The 26,145-nt window shown below is 59.8% G+C and carries 23 protein-coding genes; 12 read left to right on the plus strand and 11 right to left on the minus strand.

The window, feature by feature from the left end:
* The first annotated feature begins 9 nt into the window (after positions 1-9).
* The 9 genes from OU997_RS17395 (at position 10) to argR (ending at position 10,004) form a co-directional block, all read left to right on the plus strand.
* Positions 10-1,083: a DUF2157 domain-containing protein gene (locus OU997_RS17395; protein ID WP_267807780.1), complete on the plus strand. Its 1,074-nt coding sequence runs from the start codon at positions 10-12 to the stop codon at positions 1,081-1,083.
* Positions 1,080-1,943, plus strand: a complete 864-nt coding sequence (locus tag OU997_RS17400) for a DUF4824 family protein (protein ID WP_108486444.1) — start codon at positions 1,080-1,082, stop codon at positions 1,941-1,943. The genes OU997_RS17395 and OU997_RS17400 overlap by 4 nt, the downstream gene beginning before the upstream one ends.
* Before the next feature lie 267 nt (positions 1,944-2,210).
* Entirely contained in the window at positions 2,211-4,166 is a 1,956-nt protein-coding gene (gene acs, locus OU997_RS17405) for an acetate--CoA ligase (protein WP_108486443.1), read from the plus strand.
* A 524-nt stretch (positions 4,167-4,690) separates the two neighbouring features.
* The gene (locus OU997_RS17410; protein WP_108486442.1) at positions 4,691-5,470 is read left to right on the plus strand and encodes an ABC transporter substrate-binding protein; all 780 of its coding nucleotides are present in this window, start codon (positions 4,691-4,693) and stop codon (positions 5,468-5,470) included.
* 176 nt (positions 5,471-5,646) lie between these two features.
* Positions 5,647-6,336 carry an ABC transporter permease gene (locus OU997_RS17415; RefSeq protein WP_108486441.1) on the plus strand — a complete coding sequence of 230 codons (690 nt, stop codon included), beginning with the start codon at positions 5,647-5,649 and terminating at the stop codon, positions 6,334-6,336.
* 15 nt (positions 6,337-6,351) lie between these two features.
* On the plus strand, positions 6,352-7,050 hold the full coding sequence (locus tag OU997_RS17420) for an ABC transporter permease (RefSeq protein ID WP_108486440.1): 699 nt from the start codon (positions 6,352-6,354) through the stop codon (positions 7,048-7,050).
* A 10-nt stretch (positions 7,051-7,060) separates the two neighbouring features.
* Positions 7,061-8,173: a succinylglutamate desuccinylase/aspartoacylase family protein gene (locus OU997_RS17425; protein ID WP_267807782.1), complete on the plus strand. Its 1,113-nt coding sequence runs from the start codon at positions 7,061-7,063 to the stop codon at positions 8,171-8,173.
* An 18-nt stretch (positions 8,174-8,191) separates the two neighbouring features.
* Entirely contained in the window at positions 8,192-8,956 is a 765-nt protein-coding gene (locus tag OU997_RS17430; protein WP_108486438.1) for an ABC transporter ATP-binding protein, read from the plus strand.
* Positions 8,957-9,023: 67 nt separating this feature from the next.
* A complete protein-coding gene (argR, locus tag OU997_RS17435) occupies positions 9,024-10,004 on the plus strand; it encodes a transcriptional regulator ArgR (RefSeq protein ID WP_267807783.1) in 981 nt (326 codons plus the stop codon).
* Positions 10,005-10,027: 23 nt separating this feature from the next.
* Here the strand turns inward: argR and OU997_RS17440 are convergent, their stop codons facing one another.
* The 6 genes from OU997_RS17440 to gcl form a co-directional block, all read right to left on the minus strand.
* On the minus strand, positions 10,028-10,963 hold the full coding sequence (locus tag OU997_RS17440; RefSeq protein WP_267807784.1) for an urea transporter: 936 nt from the start codon (positions 10,961-10,963) through the stop codon (positions 10,028-10,030).
* 121 nt (positions 10,964-11,084) lie between these two features.
* Complete coding sequence (gene pyk / locus OU997_RS17445) at positions 11,085-12,500, minus strand: pyruvate kinase (RefSeq protein WP_108486435.1); 1,416 nt, start codon at positions 12,498-12,500, stop codon at positions 11,085-11,087.
* Between the two features lie 218 nt (positions 12,501-12,718).
* The gene (locus OU997_RS17450) at positions 12,719-14,050 is read right to left on the minus strand and encodes a glycerate kinase type-2 family protein (protein ID WP_267807787.1); all 1,332 of its coding nucleotides are present in this window, start codon (positions 14,048-14,050) and stop codon (positions 12,719-12,721) included.
* Between the two features lie 241 nt (positions 14,051-14,291).
* The gene (locus OU997_RS17455; protein WP_267807789.1) at positions 14,292-15,182 is read right to left on the minus strand and encodes a 2-hydroxy-3-oxopropionate reductase; all 891 of its coding nucleotides are present in this window, start codon (positions 15,180-15,182) and stop codon (positions 14,292-14,294) included.
* A 17-nt stretch (positions 15,183-15,199) separates the two neighbouring features.
* Positions 15,200-15,982, minus strand: coding sequence for a hydroxypyruvate isomerase (gene hyi, locus OU997_RS17460; protein ID WP_267807790.1), 783 nt, complete (start codon positions 15,980-15,982; stop codon positions 15,200-15,202).
* 62 nt (positions 15,983-16,044) lie between these two features.
* Complete coding sequence (gcl, locus tag OU997_RS17465) at positions 16,045-17,820, minus strand: glyoxylate carboligase (RefSeq protein WP_108486431.1); 1,776 nt, start codon at positions 17,818-17,820, stop codon at positions 16,045-16,047.
* Positions 17,821-18,158: 338 nt separating this feature from the next.
* Here gcl and OU997_RS17470 point away from each other — a divergent pair, with 338 nt between their 5' ends.
* Positions 18,159-18,599: a GlcG/HbpS family heme-binding protein gene (locus OU997_RS17470; protein ID WP_108486430.1), complete on the plus strand. Its 441-nt coding sequence runs from the start codon at positions 18,159-18,161 to the stop codon at positions 18,597-18,599.
* A 158-nt stretch (positions 18,600-18,757) separates the two neighbouring features.
* Here OU997_RS17470 and OU997_RS17475 read toward each other — a convergent pair whose 3' ends face one another.
* Positions 18,758-19,402 (minus strand): TetR/AcrR family transcriptional regulator, encoded by a 645-nt coding sequence (locus OU997_RS17475; RefSeq protein ID WP_108486429.1) that lies wholly within the window; start codon positions 19,400-19,402, stop codon positions 18,758-18,760.
* Positions 19,403-19,617: 215 nt separating this feature from the next.
* Between OU997_RS17475 and moaA the strand changes: the two genes are divergently transcribed.
* Both moaA and OU997_RS17485 read left to right on the plus strand, forming a co-directional pair.
* A complete protein-coding gene (gene moaA / locus OU997_RS17480; RefSeq protein ID WP_371920650.1) occupies positions 19,618-20,610 on the plus strand; it encodes a GTP 3',8-cyclase MoaA in 993 nt (330 codons plus the stop codon).
* Between the two features lie 52 nt (positions 20,611-20,662).
* Positions 20,663-21,484, plus strand: a complete 822-nt coding sequence (locus OU997_RS17485; RefSeq protein ID WP_267807793.1) for a substrate-binding periplasmic protein — start codon at positions 20,663-20,665, stop codon at positions 21,482-21,484.
* 221 nt (positions 21,485-21,705) lie between these two features.
* Here OU997_RS17485 and OU997_RS17490 read toward each other — a convergent pair whose 3' ends face one another.
* The 4 genes from OU997_RS17490 to alc form a co-directional block, all read right to left on the minus strand.
* Positions 21,706-22,578: an outer membrane protein OmpK gene (locus OU997_RS17490; RefSeq protein ID WP_108486426.1), complete on the minus strand. Its 873-nt coding sequence runs from the start codon at positions 22,576-22,578 to the stop codon at positions 21,706-21,708.
* Positions 22,579-23,184: 606 nt separating this feature from the next.
* The gene (locus OU997_RS17495; protein ID WP_267807794.1) at positions 23,185-24,492 is read right to left on the minus strand and encodes a urate hydroxylase PuuD; all 1,308 of its coding nucleotides are present in this window, start codon (positions 24,490-24,492) and stop codon (positions 23,185-23,187) included.
* A 47-nt stretch (positions 24,493-24,539) separates the two neighbouring features.
* Positions 24,540-25,043, minus strand: a complete 504-nt coding sequence (locus tag OU997_RS17500; RefSeq protein ID WP_108486424.1) for an ureidoglycolate lyase — start codon at positions 25,041-25,043, stop codon at positions 24,540-24,542.
* 59 nt (positions 25,044-25,102) lie between these two features.
* A complete protein-coding gene (gene alc / locus OU997_RS17505; protein WP_108486423.1) occupies positions 25,103-26,098 on the minus strand; it encodes an allantoicase in 996 nt (331 codons plus the stop codon).
* Positions 26,099-26,145 lie beyond the last annotated feature (47 nt).

Below are 26,145 nucleotides of genomic sequence, written 5' to 3' on the forward strand. Positions count from 1 at the left end.
AGGATTGCCATGCTGAACATAAATCGCAGTGATGCCCAGCAACGCGCCGATGAGATCGGCGTATTCAACCGTGAACTGGCGCGCCTCGAGGCCGAACAGGTTCTGAGCCTGAATGACAGTCAGCGTGCCAAGCTGCATGACTACCAGCAGCAGTTGCTCAATCGCTACCTGGCCGCCTTTGATATCGACCACAACACCCAGGCCCGGCAATTGTCGCTGGGGATGCGTATTGCCTCGTTCCTGGGGGCGCTGGCGTTGGCGGCCAGTGTGTTTTTCCTGTTTTATCAATTCTGGGGGCTGTTCGGCACTCAGAGCCAAGTGGCGATTCTGCTGACAGCGAGCATCGCTTCGTTTGGTTTGACGCTATGGGTGCAACGCCTCGATAGTTCGGGCTACTTCAGCAAGCTGGCGGCGTTGGTGGCCTTTACCTGCTTTGTGCTGAACATCGTCATGCTCGGGCAGATATTCAATATCACGCCATCGAATAACGCCTTACTGCCTTGGGCACTTTATGGGTTGCTGCTGGCCTATGCCTGCGGTGCGCGGCTGCTGCTGGCGGCCGGTCTCAGCTGTTTGCTGGCCTTTGCCGCAGCGCGGATCGCTAGTTGGGGCGGCATCTTCTGGCTGGGATTTGCCCAGCGTCCGGAGAACTTCATCCCGGCTGCGCTGCTGATCTTCGCGTTGCCGCTGCTGATTGATCAACGCCGCTTCGATGGCTTTGCCGTGATCTACCGGGTATTTGGCCTGCTTGGGGTGTTTCTGCCTGTACTGGTGCTGGCTTACTGGGGCGCGGCCAGTTACCTGGATTGGCCGGTGGAGGTGATCGAGACGGCTTACCAGTCGGCTGGCTTTATCCTGGCTGCGCTGGTGATCTGGCTGGGCGTGCGCCGCGGCTGGGCGGATGTGGTCAATACTGGTCTGAGCTTCTTTGTGATCTTCCTCTACACCAAGCTGTTCGACTGGTGGTGGGACAGCATGCCCAAGTACCTGTTCTTCCTGGTACTGGGCCTGAGTGCAGTGCTGATTCTCTTGCTACTGCGGCGCTTGCGCAGCCGCCATGGGCTGCTGGGAGGTGGGCAATGAGCCATCTACGTTACCTGGTTGCCGGCCTAGCGCTGATCGGCCTGGTCAATGCAGTCGCGTTGCTGGGCGCGGCCTGGAATCGCGAGGAACCGGCGGAAAGCAGCCTGCAGCTGAGCGAGCGCGAGCTGGGCAACACCTACGCCTATTGGCGCAAGGACAACAGCAGCCTGACGCTGCGCCTGGATTACCGCTGGCCCAGCCGCGACAGCGAGCATGACTACTTGTCGATCAGCGCCGAGAAAATGGCCGAGCTGGGGTTTGCCTTGCCTGGTGAGTTGAACGATGAGAGCGTGCGCCGCTACCGTCGGCAGCTGGATCGCGATGCATTACTGGTGCTGGAGTTGGATGGGCCGGCCTATCAGCGTGAGGTGGCCCTGGCCCAGGCGGCCTATGCCGAGGCGCTGCGCCTGGCCAAGTCCGTACCGGACAGCCAGGAGCTGCGCGAGGCGGCTGACTATGCCGGCAAGGCACTTGAGCAAGAGCAGCAGCGCGCCAGTCGCTTGCTGGTGGTGGATGTCGGGCTCGATCAGCAGGTGCTGCGGGCGCGTTACCCGGACCGTCAGCGCTATGCCATCGTGCGCGCGATTGTTGAGGCGCAGGCCAGCAGCGTGGTCACGCAATGGACCGGTGAGGGCGATGACCCGCGTCCGCAAGCGCAGCGCTGGGTCTGGCAGTTCGGCGGTTCGGCCGACACGCCTGGTCTGCAAAGCCTCAATCTGCCGCGGCGCTGGCATGCGACTTTCGCCAACCTGAAGGAATACGACGTGCAAACGGAAGCGGGGCATGCCAAGCGCTTTAGCGCCGAACTAGCCTTTGGCCGGCGTCTGGAACCCTGGTTTGTCGAGTTGGCGGCCCGTTAGTTGTTCCCTACGACCAAGGTGCAATGGCTCGGTGTGCGCGTGCAGAGGAGACTGAGGCGATCCATTCCTGAATGGCTTGGGTGCAAGCGCTTCTCCATTCCTCCCCCGGAATGATGTGTGTGGCGACCTCTCAGGTCGCCTTTTTGCCTGCTAAAACCCCTAACACGATCGCCGTAGAGCGTTAAGACCATGGTCGAATGGCCCTCTGGTAGAGCGCGGGCTACAAAATGGCACATAGAACAACAACTACCCACTGAGGTGTTTCAGATGAGTGCTGCGTCCTTGTATCCCGTGCGCCCGGAGGTGGCTGCCCAGTCGCTGACGGATGAGGCGACCTATAAAGCCATGTACCAGCAATCGGTGATCAATCCTGATGGGTTCTGGCGAGAGCAGGCCAAGCGTATCGACTGGATCAAGCCGTTCACCAAGGTCAAACAGACGTCCTTCGACGATCATCACGTTGATATCAAGTGGTTCGCCGATGGCACCCTGAACGTTTCCTACAACTGCCTGGACCGCCACCTGGAAACTCGTGGTGACCAGGTGGCGATCATCTGGGAAGGCGATGACCCGTCCGAACATCAGGAAATCACCTACCGCCAGTTGCATGAGCAAGTGTGCAAGTTCGCCAATGCCCTGCGCGGTCAGGATGTTCATCGCGGCGATGTCGTAACCATTTATATGCCGATGATCCCGCAGGCCGTGGTGGCGATGCTGGCCTGTACCCGCATTGGCGCGATCCACTCGGTGGTGTTTGGCGGTTTCTCCCCGGAGGCATTGGCAGGCCGCATCATCGACTGCCAGTCCAAAGTGGTGATCACGGCAGACGAAGGTTTGCGTGGCGGTAAGAAAACCCCGCTCAAAGCCAACGTTGATGACGCGCTGACCAACCCGGAAACCAGCAGCGTGCAGAAAGTAATTGTCTGCAAGCGCACCGCCAGCCCGATCAAGTGGAACCAGCATCGCGACATCTGGTACGAAGACCTGATGGCCGTGGCCTCAAGCCACTGCGCACCGAAAGAAATGGGCGCTGAAGAAGCCCTGTTTATCCTCTACACCTCCGGCTCCACCGGTAAACCGAAAGGTGTGCAGCACACCACTGGCGGCTATTTGGTGTATGCCGCGCTGACCCATGAGCGGGTGTTCGACTACAAACCCGGTGACGTCTACTGGTGCACCGCCGACGTGGGCTGGGTCACCGGTCACAGCTATATCGTCTACGGCCCGCTGGCCAACGGTGCGACCACGCTGCTGTTCGAAGGTATTCCGAATTACCCGGACATTACTCGCGTGTCGAAGATCATCGACAAGCACAAGGTCAATATCCTCTACACCGCCCCCACGGCGATCCGCGCCATGATGGCTCAGGGCCAGGAGGCGGTAGCCGGTGCTGACGGTTCCAGCCTGCGCTTGCTCGGTTCGGTCGGTGAGCCGATCAACCCGGAAGCCTGGAACTGGTATTACAAAACCGTCGGTAAAGAGCGTTGCCCGATTGTCGATACCTGGTGGCAAACCGAAACAGGCGGCATTCTGATTAGCCCGCTGCCCGGTGCCACCGCGCTCAAGCCGGGCTCGGCAACCCGTCCATTCTTTGGCGTTCAGCCGGCACTTGTCGATAACCTGGGCAACCTGATCGATGGCGCGGCTGAAGGTAATCTGGTGATCATCGATTCCTGGCCGGGCCAGGCGCGCACCTTGTACGGTGACCACGACCGCTTTGTCGATACCTACTTCAAGACCTTCAAAGGCATGTACTTCACCGGTGACGGTGCGCGCCGCGACGAAGACGGTTACTACTGGATCACTGGTCGCGTTGATGATGTGCTCAACGTATCTGGCCACCGCATGGGCACCGCCGAAATTGAGAGTGCCATGGTCGCCCACCCGAAAGTCGCCGAGGCGGCTGTGGTCGGTGTGCCGCACGATATCAAAGGGCAGGGTATCTATGTTTACGTCACCTTGAATGGTGGAGAAGAACCTTCCGAACAATTGCGCTTAGAGTTGAAAAACTGGGTGCGCAAGGAAATCGGGCCGATTGCCTCGCCGGACGTGATTCAGTGGGCCCCTGGCCTGCCGAAAACCCGCTCGGGCAAGATCATGCGCCGCATCCTGCGCAAGATCGCCACCGCCGAATACGATGCACTCGGCGACATCTCCACGCTGGCCGATCCTGGCGTGGTGCAGCACCTTATCGACACTCACCGCGAGATGCAGGCGGCCTGAGCCCGCTCAGCTGTCTGTAAACAACGCCCTGTTTCGGCCACAAGCCGGGCAGGGCGTTGTGCGTTGTGCGCTGTTACCGATTTTCATCTGGGTAGTTGGCTGTCACCTGGGTGTAACGGTGCGCACTTTTATGGGGTGTGCGGGAACATTTTGCGCCAAAATAGTGCGGTGATTTATGTGGGCTGGAAAATAGAATCGTCGAGCAAACCGCTAAATCAGTGGGTTTGCAGATTTTGGGCGCGCTAATTGCTTTATTAACGGGTTATCTGTCTTTTCTGTCTCTGCATGTTTTTCAGGGGCTGTCAATATCCTCGCTATACCCGTCCGGGTCTTTTGTAATTACTTGTCGCATTGAAGAAATATCGACTTTCGAGCTGTCGCTAGAATGCCGCTCACCCGGCTAGGGCCGTCCAGCGGATGCGCAGCGCGCAGGTTGGCGGTGACTCACTACAATTCATGCAAGGCCGGATGCACCCTCACAATCTCTGCCAACCGATGCCATTCCCATTCGAAGGAGTCACAAAATGAAGAAGATTGCACTTCTCGGCGCACTGGCGCTGTCCATGCTGTCGCCGCTGGCCATGGCTGAAGAGGCCAAGCCTCTGCGCATCGGTATCGAAGCCGCGTACCCACCGTTTGCCTTCAAAACACCTGAAGGCGCCATCAGCGGTTTCGACTACGACATCGGCGTCGCCCTGTGCGAAGAGATGAAAGTGGAATGTAAGTGGATCGAGCAGGAATTCGACGGCCTGATCCCGGCCCTGAAGGTACGCAAGTTTGACGCCGTACTGTCGTCGATGAGCATCACCGAAGATCGCCTGAAATCAGTTGATTTCAGCGGCAAGTACTACCAGACCCCGGGCAAGTTGGCGATGAAGGCCGGCACCGTGATCAACGACCCGTTGGTGGATCTGAAAGGCAAAAAAGTCGGCGTACAGCGCGCCTCCACCTACGACCGTTACGCCACCGATATCTTTGCCCCTGCCGGTATCGAGATCGTACGTTACAGCTCGCAGAACGAAGCCTTCCTCGACCTGGCTTCCGGTCGTCTGGACGCCACCTTTGCGGATGTCGTGAATATCGACGATGGCTTTATCAAGACTGACGCCGGTAAAGGCTTCGCCCTGGTCGGCCCGGACTTCAGCGACGAGAAATATATCGGCATGGGCGCCGGTATCGCCGTGCGTAAAGGTGACAAGGCCCTGGCTGACAAGATCAGTGCTGCCATTGTGGCAATCCGTGCCAACGGCAAGTACAAGGAAGTTCAGGACAAGTACTTCAACTTCAACGTCTACGGCGAGTGATTGAGTTCGCTTAATCGCTTGCACTGAAAGTGGCGCAAACTGGCTTCAACCTCATGTTTGCGCCACTTTTTTGTGACCACCCATCATGCTGTCGTGGAGCGACGTGACATTGCTCCCGGTACTATTTTTGTTGTACTCCCAGGCGCCATGTGGCGTTTGCATGAGGTAAGCAGAGCATGCTCAACGGCTACGGCTCGACCATTCTGGAGGGTGCTTGGCTCACCCTGATTCTGGCGCTGACCTCGATGGCCGTGGCCATCGTATTGGGTCTGGTGGGTGCGGCGTTTCGCCTGTCACCAATCAAGTGGCTGGCGCTGCTGGGTGAAACCTACGCCACGGTGATCCGCGGGATTCCCGACCTGGTGTTGATTCTGCTGATTTTCTACGGTGGCCAGGATATGGTGAACCGTATCGCACCGCTGCTCGGTTATGACGACTACATCGATATCAACCCCTTTATTGCCGGCGTGTTCACCATGGGCTTTATCTTTGGTGCTTACCTGTCGGAGACCTTCCGCGGCGCCTTTATGGCCATCCCCAAAGGGCAAGCTGAAGCAGGCGCGGCGTATGGCATGAATGGCATGCAGGTGTTCTTCCGCATCCTGGTGCCACAGATGATTCGCTTCGCCATTCCCGGTTTTACCAACAACTGGTTGGTGTTGACCAAGGCCACCGCGCTGATTTCCGTGGTTGGTCTGCAGGACATGATGTTCAAGGCAAAAAGCGCGGCTGATGCCACCCGCGAGCCATTCACCTTCTACTTGGCCGTTGCGGCTTTGTACCTGGTGCTGACCAGCGTGTCATTGCTGGCCTTGCGTTACCTGGAAAAACGTTACTCGGTCGGCATCAAAGCCGCTGATCTGTAAGCGGGGAGCGTAGCGATGATTTTTGACTACACCGTAATCTGGGAAAACCTGCCGCTGTACATCAGCGGGGTAGGCGTTACCCTTAAAATTTTGCTGATCTCCCTGGCATGCGGCCTGGCCCTGGCCATCCCCCTGGGCTTGATGCGCGTCTCCAAGTCGGCGCTGGTGAACTTTCCGGCCTGGCTCTACACCTATGTGATTCGCGGCACGCCGATGCTGGTGCAGCTGTTTCTCATCTATTACGGTCTTGCCCAGTTCGAGGCGGTGCGTGAGAGTGCGCTGTGGCCGTATTTCTCCAGTGCCACTTTCTGTGCCTGCCTGGCGTTTGCCATCAACACCAGCGCCTACAGCGCGGAGATTCTCGCCGGCAGCCTCAAGGCCACACCGCATGGTGAGATCGAGGCCGCCAAGGCCATGGGCATGTCGCGCTTCAAGCTGTACCGCCGAATCCTGCTGCCGTCGGCGCTGCGCCGCGCACTGCCGCAGTACAGCAACGAAGTAATCATGATGCTACACACCACCTCGCTGGCCTCGATCGTCACCCTGATCGACATCACCGGCGCAGCACGCACTGTCAGTTCGCAGTACTACCTGCCGTTCGAGGCATTTATCACGGCCGGCCTGTTCTACCTGTGCCTGACCTTTATCCTCGTACGCCTGTTCAAGCTGGCCGAACGCCGCTGGTTGGCCTACCTGGCCCCGCGCAAGGCCTGAGGAACAGAGCATGCAGCGTATTGATCATTCACTGCCCTGGGGCTGCCCCGGAACCGAACGCCGCTTGAGTGTGTTTCGTTTCGGCCATGGCCCATGCAAGGCCTATATCCAGGCCTCGCTGCATGCCGATGAGCTGCCTGGAATGCGCGTGGCAGTAGAGCTCAAGCGCCGCCTGCGTGAGCTGGAAGCCCAGGGGCGGTTGACCGGGGTGATCGAACTGGTGCCAGTGGCCAACCCGATTGGTCTGGGACAGATGTTTCAGGCCAGCCATCAGGGGCGTTTTGAGCTGGGCAGCGGGAAAAACTTCAACCGTGATTTCCCTGACCTGGCTGCCGCCATTGCACCGGCGTTGTACGGTTGCCTGGGTCAGGACGGACCGAGCAATGTGCGGCTGATTCGCGCTGCCATGCAAGCGGCGTTGGAAGCCTTGCCACCCGCCGGCTCGGAGCTGCAAGGCTTGCAGCGCCTGTTGCTGAAGCATGCCTGCGATGCCGATGTGGTGCTCGACCTGCACTGTGATTTTGACGCCGCAGTGCATCTCTACTTGCTGCCGCAACAGTGGCCACAGCTGCGCACCCTGGCTGCTCGCCTGCAGGCCGGTGCGGCGCTGACCGTCGAGGACTCCGGCGGTAATTCCTTTGATGAGGCCTGCGCCTTGCCCTGGGTTCAGCTGGCGCAGGATTTTCCTCAGGCGGCTGTACCTCCGGCATGCCTGGCGGTAACAGTCGAGCTGGGTGGCATGGCCGATACCGGTAAGCTCGAGGCCGAGGCCCGTGCCGAAAGCATTCTGGCGTTCCTTGCCGAGCAAGGCCTGATTGCCGGTGACTGGTCGCCAGCACCCGATCAATGTTGCGAAGCCACGCCGTTTGCTGGGGCGCAATACGCTTATGCCCCGCATGCCGGTGTGGTGAGCTTTCTGCAGCCGGTGGGCGCGCGGGTTTTGGCCGGTGACCCCCTATTTGAAGTGATCGATCCGCTGGACGATCGCCACACGACTGTCTGCGCCGCCACAGACGGTGTGCTTTATGCGCGCGAGCGGTTGCGCTTTGCCCAACCCGGTTTGTGGTTGGCCAAAGTGGCCGGTCGTACCCCTATTCGCCAGGGTCGCTTGCTCAGCGACTGATTCAAGAGAGTGGAAACCATGTACAAACTTGAAGTTCAGGATCTGCACAAGCGCTACGGCAGCCACGAAGTATTGAAAGGCGTGTCTCTGGCGGCCAAAGCCGGCGATGTGATCAGCATCATCGGCTCCAGCGGCTCGGGCAAGAGTACCTTCCTGCGGTGTATCAACCTGCTGGAACAACCGTACGGTGGCAAGATTCTGCTCAACAACGAAGAGCTGAAACTGGTGGCCAACAAGGAGGGTGGTCTGAAAGCGGCCGATCCCAAACAGTTGCAGCGCATGCGCTCGCGCCTGTCCATGGTGTTCCAGCACTTCAACCTGTGGTCGCACATGAGCGCCCTGGAAAACGTCATGGAAGCCCCGGTGCACGTGCTCGGCATGAGCAAGAAGGAAGCCCTGGAAAAGGCCGAGCACTACCTGAACAAGGTTGGCGTGGCCCATCGTAAAGATGCCTACCCGGCGCACATGAGCGGCGGCGAGCAGCAGCGTGTAGCGATTGCTCGCGCCCTGGCCATGGAGCCTGAGGTGATGCTGTTCGACGAGCCGACCTCGGCGCTGGACCCTGAGCTGGTCGGTGAAGTACTGAAAGTCATGCAGGACCTGGCGCAGGAAGGCCGTACCATGGTGGTGGTGACCCACGAAATGGGCTTTGCCCGTGAAGTCTCCAATCAGTTGGTGTTCCTCCACAAAGGTGTGGTGGAAGAGCGGGGTTGCCCGAAAGAAGTGCTGGTCAATCCGCAATCCGAACGTCTGCAGCAGTTCCTCTCTGGCAGTCTCAAATAACCCGCGGCAACATCCGCACGCACCCACGTTATGCCCATAATCGCCAACAGAGCCTAAACTGCCCCCCATGAATGCCCACCGAATTGGCTTCCTGCTTTGGCCCAACACCAAGCCCCTGACCCTGGCCTTGGCGGAAGAAGCGCTGCGCGTTGCCCAGCGCGTCCACCCCGAGGTGGTCTATGAGCTGGTGTTTCTGCAGGCTGAGGCACCGCTCGAAGGTGCATGGCGGCTTCCAGGGGAAGCCTGGGTGGGTAAGCTGGAAGGCTGCCAGAAGCTCTTTCTGCTCGCCGACGAGCCGCCAGGGCCGATGCCGGCGGCACTCTCCGGCGCGCTCAAGCAACTGGTGCGCGGCGGTTGCGTGATCGGTGCGATTGCCGCCGGGGTCTACCCGCTGGCGCAGCTGGGCTTGCTCGATGGCTACCGCGCTTCGGTGCACTGGCGCTGGCAGGATGATTTCAGCGAGCGCTTCCCTAAAGTGATCGCCACCAGCCATCTGTTCGATTGGGACCGTGATCGCCTGACCGCCTGTGGCGGCTTGGCCGTGCTCGACCTGTTACTGGCCTTGTTGGCCCGTGATCACGGCGCTGAATTGGCCGGTGCGGTATCCGAAGAGTTGGTGGTCGAGCGTATCCGTGAGGGCGGTGAGCGTCAGCGCATTCCGCTGCAGAATCGTCTGGGCTCCAGCCACCCCAAGCTGACTCAGGCCGTGCTGCTGATGGAAGCCAATATCGAAGAGCCGCTGACCACCGACGAAATTGCCCAACACGTATGTGTTTCGCGCCGTCAGCTGGAGCGCATCTTCAAGCAATACCTCAACCGCGTACCCAGCCAGTACTACCTGGAACTGCGCCTGAATAAAGCGCGCCAATTGCTGATGCAAACCAGCAAATCGATCATTCAGATCGGCCTTTCCTGCGGCTTCTCCTCCGGCCCGCACTTCTCTAGCGCCTATCGCAATTTTTTTGGCGCCACCCCACGTGAAGACCGCAACCAACGGCGCAGCAACAGCCCATTCGAGCTGACGTCGACGCCCATCGAGCGCGGCTGAGTCTCCTTTCAGGGCATTCTGTTTCAATGAATCCTGTCCTTGCCGGTTGGTGGTAGCGGCGAGCAGTCGGCCGCCGCTTTGCGTAACAGGCGTTGGGTGGCGCTGACCAACCAGCAGGTGAGGATAAACGGCATGGTCAGCGCCGGTAGGCCGAGGGCGCTGAATCCCGGTTGCAACACCAGCGCCAGGGCGATACCAAGGGCTGGCAGCCAAGGGCGGCGATGCACCTGGCTGAGCGCGATGGCTGCCAGGGCGGTGTTATAGCCGTACAGGCCGGTGAGGGCGCTGTGCTGTGGCAACCCCTGGTACAACGCCAGCGCCAGTCCGCCCATTGAGCCGAGCAGTGCCCAGCAGGCGGCGCGTCGATCCGCCAGAAGCAGGCCAAGTAACAGGCCGACGCCGGCCAGTGGATGATCGAGGAAAATCACCTGGCCCAAGCCGCGCGCCATGGCGATCAGGCTGGCCCACCAGTCCAGTGGTTGTGCATTACTTGCTACGGCGTGTGTCAGATCAAGCTGCAGAACAGGTGCCAGCCACAGCAGCAGCCAGCTCAGGCCGACAAAAGGGAAGGTGAATGCAGGCAGCCACTGTCGTTCGCGCATGCGCCGCATCCAGGCGCTCAGCAGCAGGCTTGAGGCTCCGGCGCTGACGATGATCAGCAGCGGCAACAGCGCTGACCAGGCGAACTGCAGGCTGATCAGCATGCCCAGCATAACCCCGTTGTAGCCGTACAAACCGAGTTCGATGTCGGCTTTGGTATAACCGCGACGCTGCGCCGTCAGGGTGCTGCTGAGACCACCGAGCAGGGCGCCGCCGAGTAGCTGTGGTGCGCCGATCGCAATCGCCAGGAGCACCAGCAAGCCGCAGCCGGGATGGGCTTGCAGAAAGATCTGGCTAAAACCGTTGAGCAGGGTGCGAAACCCCTGCAAGGCGTGGGTGGTGAGCGGTAATGGCGACATACAGACGAACCTGAATAAACAATCACCGGGGCTGGTAATAAAAAGAGGCACTCGCCGCGGGAACAGTGAGTGCCTGCAAAACTGGCAAAGCCAGCGTGGGACCCTACGAACCTGTAGCTGTTTAATGCAGGATTTCAATCCGCAGGCTGTTGGTGCTGCCCGGTTGACCGAACGGCTCGCCAGCAGTGATCACCACGGTGTCGCCGGTGTTGGCCAGGCCTGCGCTGCGGGCGGTTTCCAGGGCCGTGCGGGTGACTTCCTCGACCTTGCTCAGGCGTGCATTGACCACCGAATACACACCCCACGCCACGCTCAGGCGTCGCGCGGTTTCCAGGCTCGGCGTCAGGCTGAGGATCGGCGCTTTCGGCCGCTCGCGTGAAGCGCGCAGGCTGGAGTTGCCCGACTCGGTGTAGTTCACCAGCACGGCCACCGGCAGGATGCTGCTGATGCGGCGGATCGCGCAGCTGATTGCATCCGAGGCAGTGGCTTCGGCCTGCGGGCGGCTGACGTCGAGTTGGGCCTGGAAGTCCGGGCCGTTTTCCACCTGGCGGATGATCTTACTCATCATCTGCACGGCTTCCAGCGGGTAGTCGCCGGAGGCGGTTTCCGCCGAGAGCATGACTGCATCGGCGCCTTCGGCCACGGCGTTGGCCACGTCGGTAACTTCGGCGCGAGTCGGTGCAGGGGAGAAGCGCATGGACTCGAGCATCTGCGTGGCCACCACCACCGGCTTACCGAGCTGGCGGCAGGTGCGGATGATGTCGCGCTGGATGCGCGGCACGTTCTCGGCCGGCACTTCCACGCCCAGGTCGCCACGGGCGACCATGATTGCGTCGCACAGCTGGGTGATCGCTTCGAGGTGAATCACCGCAGACGGCTTCTCGATCTTGGCCATCAGGAAGGCGCGATCACCGATCAGCTGACGGGCTTCGACAATGTCTTCCGGGCGCTGCACAAACGACAGCGCCACCCAGTCCACGCCCAGCTCCAGGCCGAAGCTCAGGTCGCGGCGGTCTTTCTCGGTCAGCGGGCTCAGTTGCAGCACGGCTTCCGGCACGTTGACGCCCTTACGGTCGGACAGCTCGCCACCGGCGATCACCTCGGTGATTACCGCATCGCTGTGCTTGGCGGTGACTTGCAGGCGCAGGCGGCCATCGTCGAGCAACAGACTCATGCCCGGCTGCAGCGCTTCGATGATTTCCGGGTGGGGCAGGTTGACCCGATTGACGTCACCCGGGGTGCTGTCGAGGTCCAGGCGCAGGGTCTGGCCGCGTTGCAGGTTGACCTTGCCCTCGGCAAAACGGCCGACGCGCAGCTTCGGCCCTTGCAGGTCCATGAGGATGCCGATTGGGGTGTTCAGCTGCTGCTCGACTTCACGCACCCAGTCGAAGCGCTGGGCGTGGTCGGCGTGTTCGCCGTGGCTGAAGTTGAGGCGGAACAGGTTGACCCCGGCCTCCACCAGCTGGCGGATGTCATCGATGGTTTTGATCGCGGGGCCAAGGGTGGCGAGGATTTTTACTTTCTTGTTGGCGTTCATTGGGCAGGGGTCCCTAGGGTCTGTTGACGTTTCGGCGCGAGCCGCGTTGCTGCGCCAAATGACGCCAGGCAAGGCGCGGGACGCAGGCAATGGTTGTTCCCTTGCCAAGTCTCGCAACGCCGCATGGCGTCATTTGCCGCGCAACCCGGAGGGCCGGGCCAGTTTTTGCGCGGTACTGCGTTATTCGTCGTTCATTTGGAATGGCCAAACTTCTCTCCTCATGCCTTGCCCCGCGCAAAAACTGGCTCCGGCGCGGCCGCGAGCGAAACGTCAACAGACCCTAAAATCAGAATGGCGCGAAAATCGTTGACGTTGGTACGCGTCGGCCCGGTGACGATCAGTTGATCAAGGGCGGCGAAGTAGCCGTAGCCGTTGTTGTTATCCAGCTCATCGCGGCTGCTTAGCCCCAGCGCCGCGGCGCGGGCGTAGCTGTCGGGGGTCATAATGGCCCCGGCGTTGTCTTCCGAACCGTCGATGCCGTCGGTGTCGCCGGCCAGTGCATAGATGCCGGGCATGCCTTTGAGACTGTCGCTCAGGCTTAAGAGAAATTCGGCGTTGCGTCCGCCACGGCCATTGCCGCGCACGGTCACCGTGGTTTCGCCGCCGGAGAGAATCACGCAGGGCGCTTTGATTGGTTGACCATGCAGGCGCACCTGTTTGGCGATGCCGGCGTGCACCTTGGCGACTTCCCGCGATTCGCCTTCCAGATCACCGAGGATCAGCGTCGGCAAACCGGCGGCGTGGGCCTTGGCGGCCGCGGCGTCGAGGGATTGCTGCGGCCGGGCGATTAGCTGGAAGTGGCTGCGCGCCAGGCACGGATCGCCCGGCTTGACGGTTTCCGAGGCCGGGTTCTGCAGCCAGCTACGCACATTGGCTGGGATATCGATGCTGTAGCGCGCGAGGATCGCCAGGGCTTCGGCGGAGGTGGTCGGGTCGGCCACGGTTGGGCCGGAGGCGATCACCGTGGCTTCATCGCCCGGCACATCGGAAATTGCGTAGGTGTAGACGCTGGCTGGCCAGCTGGCCTTGGCCAGGCGGCCGCCCTTGATGGCAGAAAGGTGCTTGCGCACGCAGTTCATTTCGCCAATCGAGGCGCCGGATTTGAGCAGGGCTTTGTTAACCGCCTGCTTGTCTTTCAGGCTGATGCCTTCGGCGGGCAGGGCGAGCAGGGAAGAGCCGCCGCCGGACAGCAGAAAGATCACCCGGTCGGACTCGCTCAGGTTGCTGACCAGCTCCAATACGCGGCGCGCCACGCGCTCACCGGCGTCGTCCGGCACCGGATGGGCGGCTTCTACCACTTCGATTTTTTTGCAGTTGGCGCCGTGCTCGTAACGGGTGACCACCAGGCCAGAGACGTCGCCTTGCCATTCCTGCTCAATCACTTCGGCCATGGCCGCGGCGGCTTTGCCGGCACCGATCACGATAACGCGGCCGCTGCGATCTGCCGGCAGGTAGTCAGCCAGAACTTGCCGCGGGTGGGCGGCGTCGATGGCGCTGGCGAACAGTTCGCGCAGCAGAGACGTTGGATTGAAAGACGGATCGATGGACATGGCGATCTCTCTTGATAGGGCCGGAGCAAATTCTTATTGCTGAGCACGTTCGATTCTAGTGCGCAGCGCCCTGGGGAAAGACGCTGCGCACTGGAATCGACCCACCCGGCCGGCAGGCCGTGACACCGCCTGCCGGGCAGATCGAAAGGGTTGTGTAGGATGGGTTGAGCGAAGCGATACCCATCACGTGGTGTTGTTCCTCCGATGGGTATCGCAGGCTCAACCCATCCTACGGTGCTGCTTACTCACCACGGATGTTGAAGTTGGCCATATGTTCCAGGCCTTTGATCAACGCCGAGTGATCCCAGTTGCTGCCGCCGATGGCCGCACAGGTGCTGAACACTTGCTGGGCGTTGGCGGTGTTGGGCAGGTTAAGGCCCAGTTCGCGCGCGCCGGCCAAGGCCAGGTTGAGGTCCTTCTGGTGCAGGCTGATGCGGAAGCCTGGGTCGAAGGTGCCTTTGATCATGCGCTCACCGTGCACTTCAAGGATCTTCGAACCGGCGAAACCGCCCATCAGCGCTTCACGCACCTTGGCTGGATCGGCGCCATTCTTGGCGGCGAACAGCAGGGCTTCAGCCACAGCCTGGATGTTCAAAGCAACGATGATCTGGTTGGCGACCTTGGCGGTCTGACCGTCCCCGTTACCGCCAACGCGGGTGATGTTCTTGCCCATGGCCTGGAACAGCGGCAGCGCGCGTTCGAAGGCATTCGGGCAGCCGCCGATCATGATCGACAGGGTGGCCGCCTTGGCACCGACTTCACCGCCGGATACCGGCGCGTCGAGGTAGGAAGCGCCAGTGGCTTTGATCTTCTCGGCGAACTGCTTGGTGGCGGTAGGGGAGATCGAGCTCATGTCGATCACCACCTTGCCAGCGCCCACGCCTGCGGCAACGCCGTCTTCGCGGAACAGTACGTCTTCAACCTGAGGGGTATCCGGCACCATGATGATGATGAATTCGGCTTCCTGCGCCACTTCGCGTGGGTTGGCCAGGCCGATGCCGTTGTCGCCCAACAGGTCGGCCGGCGCCTTGTCGAAGTGCTCGGAGAAGAACAGGGTGTGCCCGGCTTTTTGCAGGTTCTGCGCCATAGGCTTGCCCATGATGCCGGTGCCGATAAATCCGATTTTTGCCATGAGAACTATCCTCTGATTCAGGTTGCGTTGTGCGCTTTCATCCAGCCGAGGCCGGCAGCGGTGGTGGTTGCCGGCTTGTATTCACAGCCGATCCAGCCCTGGTAGCCGATGCGGTCCAGGTGCTCGAAGAGGAAGCGGTAGTTGATCTCGCCCGTGCCCGGCTCGTTGCGGCCCGGGTTGTCGGCCAACTGCACATGGTTGATCACAGACAGATTGGCCTCGACGGTACGCGCCAGGTCACCTTCCATGATTTGCATGTGGTAGATGTCGTATTGCAGGTACAGGTTGCTGCTATCGACCTTGTCGCGAATGGCCAGCGCCTGCTTCGTGGTGTTCAGGTAGAAGCCGGGAATGTCGCGGGTGTTGATCATTTCCATGACCAGCTTGATGCCCGCGGCTTCGAGCTTGCCAGCGGCAAACTTGAGGTTGTCGACAAAGGTCTGCTCGACGGTGGCGCAATCAAGACCCTGCGGACGGATACCGGCCAGGCAGTTGATCTGTTTGTTGCCCAGCACCTTGGCGTAGGCGATGGCCTTATCGACACCGGCGCGGAACTCTTCAACGCGGTCGGGGTGGCAGGCGATACCACGCTCGCCCTTGGCCCAATCGCCGGCGGGCAGGTTGAACAGCACCTGCTCCAGACGGTTGGCATCCAGGCGCGCCTTGATCACTTCAGCCGGACAATCATAGGGAAACAGGTATTCGACACCGCTGAAGCCTGCGGCTGCGGCAGCGTCGAAACGGTCCAGAAAGTCCACTTCGGTGAACAGCATGGACAGGTTGGCGGCAAAACGGGGCATGGTGTGCTCCTTGTCTTGCGCAGCCCGGATAAAGCATCCGGGCTGCTGGTTCAGAAGGCGATTTAGTCGAGCAGCGAGATGGCAGTCGGGGCGTCGACGCCGCGCTCGGCCAGTTCTTCGAACTCGTTGACGGCGTTGATTTCGGTACCCATGGAGATGTTGGTGACACGCTCCAGGATAATTTCCACCACCACCGGTACGCGGTGCTCGGCCATCAGGCGCTTGGCTTCGGCAAAGGCGTTTTGCAGTTCGTTCGGGTCAAACACGCGGATAGCCTTACAGCCCAGGCCTTCCACCACGGCAACGTGGTCAACACCGTAACCGTTGATTTCCGGCGCGTTGATGTTCTCGAACGCCAGCTGTACGCAGTAGTCGATCTCGAAGCCGCGTTGCGCCTGACGGATCAGCCCCAGGTAGGAGTTGTTCACCAGCACGTGGATGTACGGCAGGTTGAACTGCGCACCCACCGCCAGTTCTTCGATCATGAACTGGAAGTCATAGTCGCCAGACAACGCCACGACCTTGCGGGTCGGGTCGGCCTTGACCACACCCAGCGCTGCCGGAATGGTCCAACCCAGCGGGCCGGCCTGGCCACAGTTGATCCAGTGACGCGGCTTGTAGACGTGGAGGAACTGCGCACCGGCGATTTGCGACAGACCGATGGTGGTGACGTAGCAGGTGTCCTTGCCGAACGCTTCGTTCATCTCTTCATAGACGCGCTGCGGCTTGGCCGGCACGTTGTCGAAGTGGGTCTTGCGCTGCAGGGTGCGCTTGCGCTCGCGGCAGCTGTCCAGCCAGGCGCTGCGATCTTTCAGTTTGCCGGCGGCTTTCCACTCGCGGGCCACTTCCAGGAACGCGTCCAGCGCCGAGCCTGCATCGGACACGATGCCCAGGTCCGGGTTGAATACACGGCCAATCTGCGTCGGTTCGATGTCGACGTGAATGAACGTGCGGCCTTCGGTGTAGACCTCAACCGAGCCGGTATGGCGGTTGGCCCAGCGGTTACCGATACCGAACACCAGGTCGGAAGCCAGCAGGGTGGCGTTGCCGTAACGGTGTGAGGTCTGCAGACCGACCATGCCGACCATCAGCTTGTGGTCATCCGGGATCACGCCCCAACCCATCAAGGTCGGTACTACCGGCACGCCGGTCAGTTCGGCGAACTCCACCAGCTTGTCGGCGGCGTCGGCATTGAAAATACCGCCACCGGCAACCAGCAACGGGCGCTCGGCGTCGTTGAGCATGGCGATGGCTTTTTCCGCCTGCACCCGGTTGGCAGCCGGCTTGGCCAACGGCAGTGGCTCGTAGGCGTCGATATCGAATTCGATCTCGGCCATCTGGACGTCGAACGGCAAGTCGATCAGTACGGGGCCTGGACGACCGCTGCGCATTTCATAAAAGGCTCTCTGGAAGGCGCGCGGCACTTGGCCTGGCTCCATCACGGTAGTGGCCCACTTGGTCACCGGCTTGACGATGCTGGTGATGTCGACGGCCTGGAAGTCTTCCTTGTGCATGCGGGCACGCGGCGCTTGGCCGGTGATGCACAGAATCGGGATGGAGTCGGCCGATGCCGAGTACAGGCCGGTCACCATATCGGTGCCCGCAGGGCCGGAGGTGCCGATGCACACGCCGATATTGCCGGCATGGGTGCGGGTGTAACCCTCAGCCATGTGCGAGGCACCTTCGACGTGGCGAGCCAGGACGTGGTCGATACCGCCGACTTTTTTCAGTGCAGCGTACAGGGGGTTGATGGCGGCGCCGGGGATGCCGAACGCAGTGTCAACGCCTTCGCGGCGCATCACCAGTACGGCGGCCTCGATTGCTCTCATTTTGGCCATTGTCTTGTGCCTCGTTTGTTATCAGATTGTATACAAAAAAGCTGGCTTGGATTCTATTCATGGCCTGACCTTCTGGTCAACACGTTTTGTCGTCGAGGCGTTGCCTGGTAAAAAATCTTTTAAAACAAGCGTTTTAGCTGGGTTGCTTGATTTTGTGCGGAAAATATCTTGAATAAATGTATACAAGTGATGCTTCTATTGTATTCGTCTATTGAGTTTTTTGTTTCTGGTGGGATAGTGGTGTCGAGCTTTGGATTGCCCGGTTGCTGTCAATCGCCCTGCAGGCAGCGCAGCACTGGGTGTTTCGTTGGATTTATCAGCATTGAGGAAGACCCAAGATGAGTACGTTGAATCTGCAAATCGCCACCACCATCAGTAATCGCGCCCTGGCGGTCGGCCGGGAAATTTCCGCCGCACCGCTGACCGTGGCCGTACTGGATGCCGGCGGACATCTGATCAGCCTGCAGCGCGAAGACGGCGCCAGCCTGCTACGCCCGCAAATTGCCATCGGCAAGGCCTGGGGGGCGTTGGCTCTGGGCAAGGGTTCGCGGCTGATCGCTGCCGACGCGCAGCAGCGCCCAGCGTTTATCGGCGCGGTAAACAACCTGGCAGACGGTCAGCTGGTGCCGGCACCGGGTGGTGTGCTGATTCGTGATGAGCGCGGCGAGGTGATTGGCGCAGTGGGCATCACCGGTGATACGTCGGATATCGATGAGCAGTGCGGGGTGAGCGCTGTTGAGTCGGTGGGGCTTAAGGCGGACGCGGGTATCGCCGCCTGACAGTGCACGGCTTGTGGGAGGGGCTTCAGCCGCGACAACTGCGCATAAAAGCGCGCCGCTAAAGCGCCTCCCACAGTGGTTTCAGGCAATAAAAAACGGTGAATGCTTTGCGGCATTCACCGTTTTTATTTATTGCGGCCTTAAACCAAGGGCAGGGCTTAGGCGTTGGTGACCTGCTCGGACGGGCTGGGTTGGGCTTCGTCGATCTCGCAGCCTTTGATCACCAGACGAATGATGGTCTGCGCGGCAGCTTCATAGTCGGCTTCGTCCAGGCTGGTTTTGCCGGTGACGGTGGAGATCTGCCAATCGAAGTCGGCGTAGGTCTGGGTCGCAGCCCAAATGCTGAATAGCAGGTGATGCGGGTCAACCTTGGCCATCAGGCCCTGGTCGATCCAGCCCTGGATGCAGGAAATATTGTGTTTGGCCTGCGCGTTCAGTTGCGCAGTCTGGTCGGCAGACAGGTGCGGTGCGCCGTGCATGATTTCGCTGGCGAATACCTTGGAGGCAAACGGCAGCTCGCGGGAGATGCGGATTTTCGAGCGGATATAAGCGCGCAGTACGTCGGCCGGTTTGCCCGGCTGGTTGAATGGCGCGGAGGCTTCCAGCAGCGGCTCGATAATGCTTTCGAGCACTTCGCGGTAGAGGTTTTCTTTCGACTTGAAGTAGTAGTAGACGTTGGGCTTGGGTACCCCAGCCTTGGCGGCGATATCGCTGGTTTTACTGGCAGCAAAGCCCTTGTCGGCGAACTCCTCGCTGGCTGCGCGTAAAATCAGCTCTCTGTTACGCTCGCGAATACTGGTCATAAGCCTCTTTGCTTTTGTCGAACGCCCGTCGCTGGGCTGCGCCGGGATGGTAGCACCGGCTTTGCGCGGCGCTCAAGGCTTGTGGCCTGGGCTCTGGCGGGCTATCTGACTTGCAGGTCAGGTTGTTGTATACAAAATTTATTTTTTCTGTTTTTATCTCGCCCCATGTATTCATAACAAAAAGTCTCGGCTCATTGAGCTCCAGGAGACACGTCGTGATCAATCAACTGGTTGACCCGTTCGGTCGACGTATCACCTACCTGCGCTTGTCAGTTACTGACCGCTGTGATTTTCGCTGCACCTACTGCATGAGCGAAAACATGGTGTTCACCCCACGTGAACAGATCCTTACCTTGGAGGAGCTGTATAGCGTGGCTGATGCCTTTATTGGTCTTGGGGTCAAACGTATCCGCATCACGGGCGGCGAGCCGCTGGTACGCAAGAATCTGCTCAGCCTGCTGAGCCGCCTGGGCCAGCGCCCGGAACTGGACGACCTGGCCATTACCACCAACGGCTCGCAATTGGCCGAGCTGGCGCCGCAACTGCATGCGGCTGGGGTCAAGCGCCTGAATGTCAGCCTGGATTCGCTGCAGCGCGAGCGCTTCGCTGCGTTTACTCGGCGCGACAAACTCGATCAGGTGCTGGACGGTATCGAGGTGGCCCGTGCTGCGGGTTTTCGCAAGATCAAACTCAACGCCGTGGTACAGAAAGACCGTAACGATGACGAAGTGCTCGACCTGCTCGAGTTCGCCATGGCGCGGGGCCTGGATATCAGTTTTATCGAAGAAATGCCGTTGGGCAGTATTTCCAGCCATCAGCGCGAGCAGACCTTCTGCTCGAGCGATGAAGTGCGTGAGCGCATCGAGCAGCGCCATGCTCTGGTGCGCAGCAGCAAGCTGACTGGCGGGCCGTCGCGCTATTGGCAAGTGGTCGGCAGCGACACCCAGGTTGGTTTTATCTCGCCTCATAGCCACAACTTCTGCGGCGACTGCAACCGCGTTCGCGTCACCGCAGAGGGCAAGCTGGTGCTCTGCCTGGGGCATGAAAATGCTTTGGATCTGAAGGGGTTGATGCGCGCCCACCCGGGTGACAGTCAACGCTTGCGCCAGGCCTTGCTCGATGCGCTGCAACTCAAGCCCGAACGCCACCACTTCCAGAGCGATGAGCAGGTTCAAGTCGTACGCTTTATGAGCATGACCGGCGGCTAGACCGCATCACTTGCCATTACCCACCCACGTCACACTTAACAGGAGGTTTGCTGTGAAGCTTTTGCACATCTGCAGTTTGCTCGCCGTAGTCTGTTCCACCGCCGTCCAGGCAGAAAGCTACGTGATAGGTGTCGAGAAATTGGCTTTCGCACCGCATTACAGTGTCGATGCACAAGGCCAGTACCAGGGCTTTGCGCGCGATTTATTCGATTTGTTTGCGCAAAAAAGCGGGATAGAGCTGAGCTACAAGGTGCTGCCGGTCGAGCAGTTGCTCCCTGCGTTGCTGGCGGGTCAAGTGGATCTGAAATATCCGGATAGCGAGACTTGGGCGCAGGCGCAAAAGACTGGTAAGTCACTGAGCTACAGCCAGGGCGTGGTCGAGTATGTCGATGGCGTGCTGGTTGCGCCACAGCGTCTGGGGCTGCCGGTTGAGCAGGTCAAGCGCCTGGCCATGGTCAATGGCTGGACACCCTGGGGCTATCAGGAGCGTATCGATGGCGGGCAGATTGAACTGACCTACAGCGATGACCTGCGCCAGATGATTCGCCAGGCGCTCAGGAAAGACACAGATGGCGCCTATTTCAACGTGGTGGTGGCCACTCATTACCTGGATAACATCAGGGCACGGCCAGGGGCACTGATCTTTGATCCGACATTGCCGCACAACCGGGGTAGCTTCAAGCTCTCGACGATCAAACAGACTCAGCTGATGCAACGTTTTGATCGCTTCTTGATCGAGTACCAGGCCGAAATCGCTGCGCTCAAGCAGCAGTATCGGGTCGAGGCTAACCTGGACCCCGAGCATATTGGCCTGGAGCAATGGAAATTAGACTTCCTGGAGCGGAAAAAATTCAAGGAGGCTCAATCGCAGTAGCCGAGTCCGGCAGTGCCAATGTGTGTGCGGTTCACGGTCTGGTGCGAATGGTGTTTCGGATGCAGTGTGCCGGCGTGAATTGCAATGGAGCGTGCTCGCATTTCGGGCTTTAGGTTTTTGTTTCACTTTTGCCACGCGCTAAAAAACGGTGGATGGCACTGCTGCCATCCCCGTTTTTTGCGTTTGCCGCTTACCCAGCAAGCGCATGGTCATCCCGCTACTTAGAAATGGTATTTAACCAAGGCCTGCACGGCGGTTTGATCAAAACCATGGGTGGAACCGTCGATTGGTTTGATGCCGTATTTGTTGTGCCACATGTTCAGCTCGGTACCGACGTACAGTTTGCGGCCTTCACCGAATAGCGCTTTGCCCGCATCCCACTTGATCTGGATTGAGGAACCGACCGAAGTCTGGGTGCCGGCATCCTTGGATGGGGCGCGCCAGTCGATGTAGCCGTCGACCACAAAGTCTTGTTCACCAATGGCAAACGGATAAGCGCCGTTCACTGTCAGCTGGTAGGTGTGGCCGTTACCCTTGTCCGATGCCTTGAAGTCATGATCGAAGAAGATGTGGTTATTGACCTTCACTGCATACAGGTTGGCGTTCAGGTAGGCGAAGCCTGGAGCGTTCCAGGCGGTGCCAATGCCGTACAGGTAGTTCTCGGTGCCAGGGCCGCCGTTACCTTTTTCATAGGTAAAGGCTGCGTAGACATCCTTCAGCGGGCCTGCGGACAGATCCTGGCCGGTGAGCCAGCTGAGGCTGACGCGTGGCGAGAATTCCATGTAGTAGAAGCTGCTCTTCTCCTTGACGCTCAAGTTGCCGAAGTTGCTTCCACGTGCCTGCCGGTTGTCAGCGTCTACGTAGTCGAGGAAGAAGAACGTGTCGCCCCACGTCCAGCCGCTGGCGTTTTCCAAGGTGAAGGTGCTTTGCGAACGCTGCTCTTCGGCGTTGTTGTTCAGGCGCTGGAAGTTGCTGCCATAAAGGTAGGAGAGGCTAGTGTCTTGCCAAAGAAAGGCACCCTCGGCGAAGGCGTGCTGGCCGGTAAACAGACCGGCTGAGAGGGCGATGCAATGGGGCAGGTGCTTCAGTTTCATCACGTTTTCCTTATTGTGGATTTACAAGGTTGCTCGTCTCTGCGGCAAGCCGCAAAACCAGACAGTGGATCAAGCGGAGAAACGGTAAATCAGTCGTGTACGCGGGAAGTGCGTATGGGCAGGCGGTGCTTGGCATCGCGGCAGTTGTTGGGGGCTTGCCGCCCCGCTGGAAATCGACTGCGCGGCGGGGTGAAAAACTGAGATGTGTTGGCTGTGGCGTTGTATGCCAGCGGAGTCCAGGCGTGACTGGGGTATGGATGCTGCGAGCGTGGTCATGTCATAGCCTGCCAGTTGTTGTTCTTGGTCATTGGCTTACACGAGGCTTCACGGTGCCTCCAGCTGATCAGGCAGGAAGTTGTCCTGCGGGTCAGAAGGGTCTAACTATAACAATTTGTTTACATTCTTTAAAACAATTTATTTAAACATTGTGCACAAAAAGTAGCTGTCGACGAAGTTGCCTGCAGGCCACGTCAGTCGTGGTCTACAACAATGTTGGAGAGGGTTTACGAGGGGAGGTCGAGGGCTTGGGGTGGGTGTGTCTGGTGCACAAAAGCAGCGCATAAGGGACAGCCAAAGCCGCATCCGAGGATGCGGCTTTTTTGTTAATCAGTTGATTTGTGCGCCTTGGTCGATCCATGAGCCGATCAGCTCGCGTTCTTCCTGGGTCATCTGGGTGATGTTGCCCAGCGGCATGATCTGTGAAGCCACGCTTTGCGCATGAATCTTTGCGGCTTGCGCTTTGATCTGCTCAGGGGTGTCGAGCATGAAGCCGGCCGGTGGTGCGCTGAACAGTGGGCTGCTCGGCGTGGCCGAGTGACAGACGCTGCAGCGTTCCTGAATCACGCTGCTGACCTTAGCAAACTCGACAGCTGCTACCGCTGGTGCGGTGGCTGCTGGCTCAGCAGGTGTGCTGGGGGGTTCAGCTGCCTTCGCTACCTGCGGATTACCGCTTACGGCAGTGGCCGGAATTTTTGCATAGGTAATAGCGGCTGCTTGGGGCGCTTCGGTGCTGGCGGCTTTCATGCTCGGCCCCGTGACAAACGCCAGGCAGATCATGCCCAGTGCGGCGGCAGGTAGAGTCCAGACGTATTTGCTGCTGTCATGGCGGGTGTTGAAGTAGTGGCGTACCAGGACCGCTAGCATCGCGATGCCCGCCAGAATCAGCCAGTTGTATGGGCTGCCGTAGGTGCTCGGGAAGTGGTTGCTGATCATGATGAACAGCACCGGCAGGGTGAAGTAGTTGTTGTGGCGTGAACGCAGCAGGCCTTTGGCTGGGAGGGTCGGGTCCGGCGTGGTGTTGTCTTCGATGGCCTTAACCAGCGCGCGCTGGGCCGGCATGATGGTGAAGAACACGTTGCCGACCATGATGGTGCCGATGATCGCGCCGACATGGATATAGGCAGCGCGGCCGCTGAAGATCTGGCTGAAGCCATAAGCGGCCGCGATGATCAGCACGAACAGCACGGCGCCAAGCAGGGCCGGGCGCTTGCCCAGCGGCGAGTCGCAGAGGAAGTGATACGCCACATAGCCCGCCACCATCGAACCGAAGCCAATGGCAATGGCCATTTCCGGGGCCAGATCAACGCCCGGTTTAACCAGGTACAGGCTCGGGTTGAGGTAGTAGACCACCAGCATCAGTGCCACACCCGACAGCCAGGTGAAATAGGCTTCCCATTTAAACCAGTGCAGGTTTTCCGGCATTTTGGGCGGAGCCAACTTGTACTTTTCCAGGTGGTAGATACCGCCACCGTGAATCGCCCAGAGGTCACCCGACAGGCCTTCGCGCGGGTTGCTGCGGTTGAGGTTGTTTTCCAGCCAGACGAAATAGAAGGATGCGCCGATCCAGGCGATGCCGGTGATCATATGGATCCAGCGGATGCCCAGGTTCAGCCATTCAGTCAAATGCGCTTCCACAATCAGTACCTCTTTCCCAGTGCCGGCACGCCGATGCTGGGCTTCTCTTATTGGTGGGGGGCGAGGAGCAGTTGCTCGTCGTCGGTAAAGAAATGCTCATCGCAGTTGTTGCCAGAACCACTGCGATCAACCACCAGGAAGTCATCCCGCTTTTCGATCGTCAGCACCGGGTGGTGCCAAACGCCGCGATGGTAATTAATGCCCTGCCTGCCGTTGCTGCGGAAGGCGCGGACCAACTCTGATTCAGGTGCATCGCCAAGTGGCGCGACCACGATCAGAAAGGGGTTGCCGAGCAGTGGGATAAACGCCTGACTGCCCTGCGGATGGCGCTCCAGCATGCGAATGGTCAGCGGCATATCCAGTGCCTCGGCACTGAAGATGCTGATGATCGCCTTATCCTCTGGCTGTGCGGTCTCGACCGTAGCCAGTTTGTGATAACGGCGAGTGGAGCCATTGTTGATCATGAAGTACTCGCTGCCTTCGGTTTCGATAACGTCACCAAAGGGGGCGAAGGCTTCTTTGCTCAGCGGCTCGATGATCAATGTGCGCATGTGGGTCTTCTTGTTCGTTCGTTTATGCCCCTCTCCCAATGGGAGAGGGGTTTAATGGCTTACTTGGCGACTTTGCCGAACAGGCGCAGACGGCTGATGCCACCGTCCGGGAACACGTTCACCCGTACGTGGGTGATTGGGCCGAGGGCGTTGATCTGCTCGCTGAACTCGTGTTCGGCGTGCATTTGCAGCTTCTGGCTTGGCAGCAGCTCGCGCCAGAACAGGCTCTGGGTTTCGATCTGGCTGTCGGTGCCGCCTTTGACGAAGGCGCCCTGGATCGAGCAGCTGTCCGGGTAGTTGCCTTTGAAGTGCAAGGTATCGACGACGATGCGCTCGATTTCGCCCGGATGGCCGAGGGCGACAATCACCCAGTCGTTACCTGGCGTACGGCGGCGTGCAGTTTCCCAGCCGTCGCCCATGTTGATGCCACGGCCCGGATTGAGGATGTTGCTCATGCGGCCGAAGTGCTCATCCGAGCAGGCCAGCGCCCGCCCGCCATTTAGTGCGGAAGCCAGGTCAACTTCTTCGTTGTCACCTACGTTCGACCAGTCACGGAACGGTACGCCGTAGACGCGTAGACGAGCGACGCCACCGTCCGGGTAGATGTTGAAGCGCAGGTGGGTGAAGGCCTGGGCGTTATTGATTTCGTGGTAGTGGTGGCTGTTGCCTTGCAGCTCGACTGCGGCCAGTACTTCAGTCCACTCGGTGGCGTCGGTCGGGTCGCCTTCAGCGACAAAGCAGCCTTCCAGGGATGCCGACGGCGGGAAGTTACCGGTGAAGAAGCTGGTGTCGATGTCCACACCCTTGATCGAGCCCGGTACGCCCAGGCGGATCACCGCGCTGTCGTAACCTTCGAAGCGCTTGCGGCGCGACTCCCAGCCATCCATCCACTTGCCGTTGTCATCGAACACGCCCTCCTTCCATACGGCCGGAGTCGGCTGGAACAGACGGTTGACGTCGGCGAACCAGTCGTCGGTGACCGAGATGGCCTTGGTGCCCAGGCGTGCGTCGGCGAGGTTGACGTATTTCTCAAAGGGTACGGCGTAAGCTTTCATGAAATGTCTGCCTTAGTGGTGGCGTTGGGGAGGGCGGTGGGCTTGCG

This window comes from Pseudomonas sp. SL4(2022) (genome assembly GCF_026625725.1).
Classification (GTDB): Bacteria; Pseudomonadota; Gammaproteobacteria; order Pseudomonadales; family Pseudomonadaceae; genus Aquipseudomonas.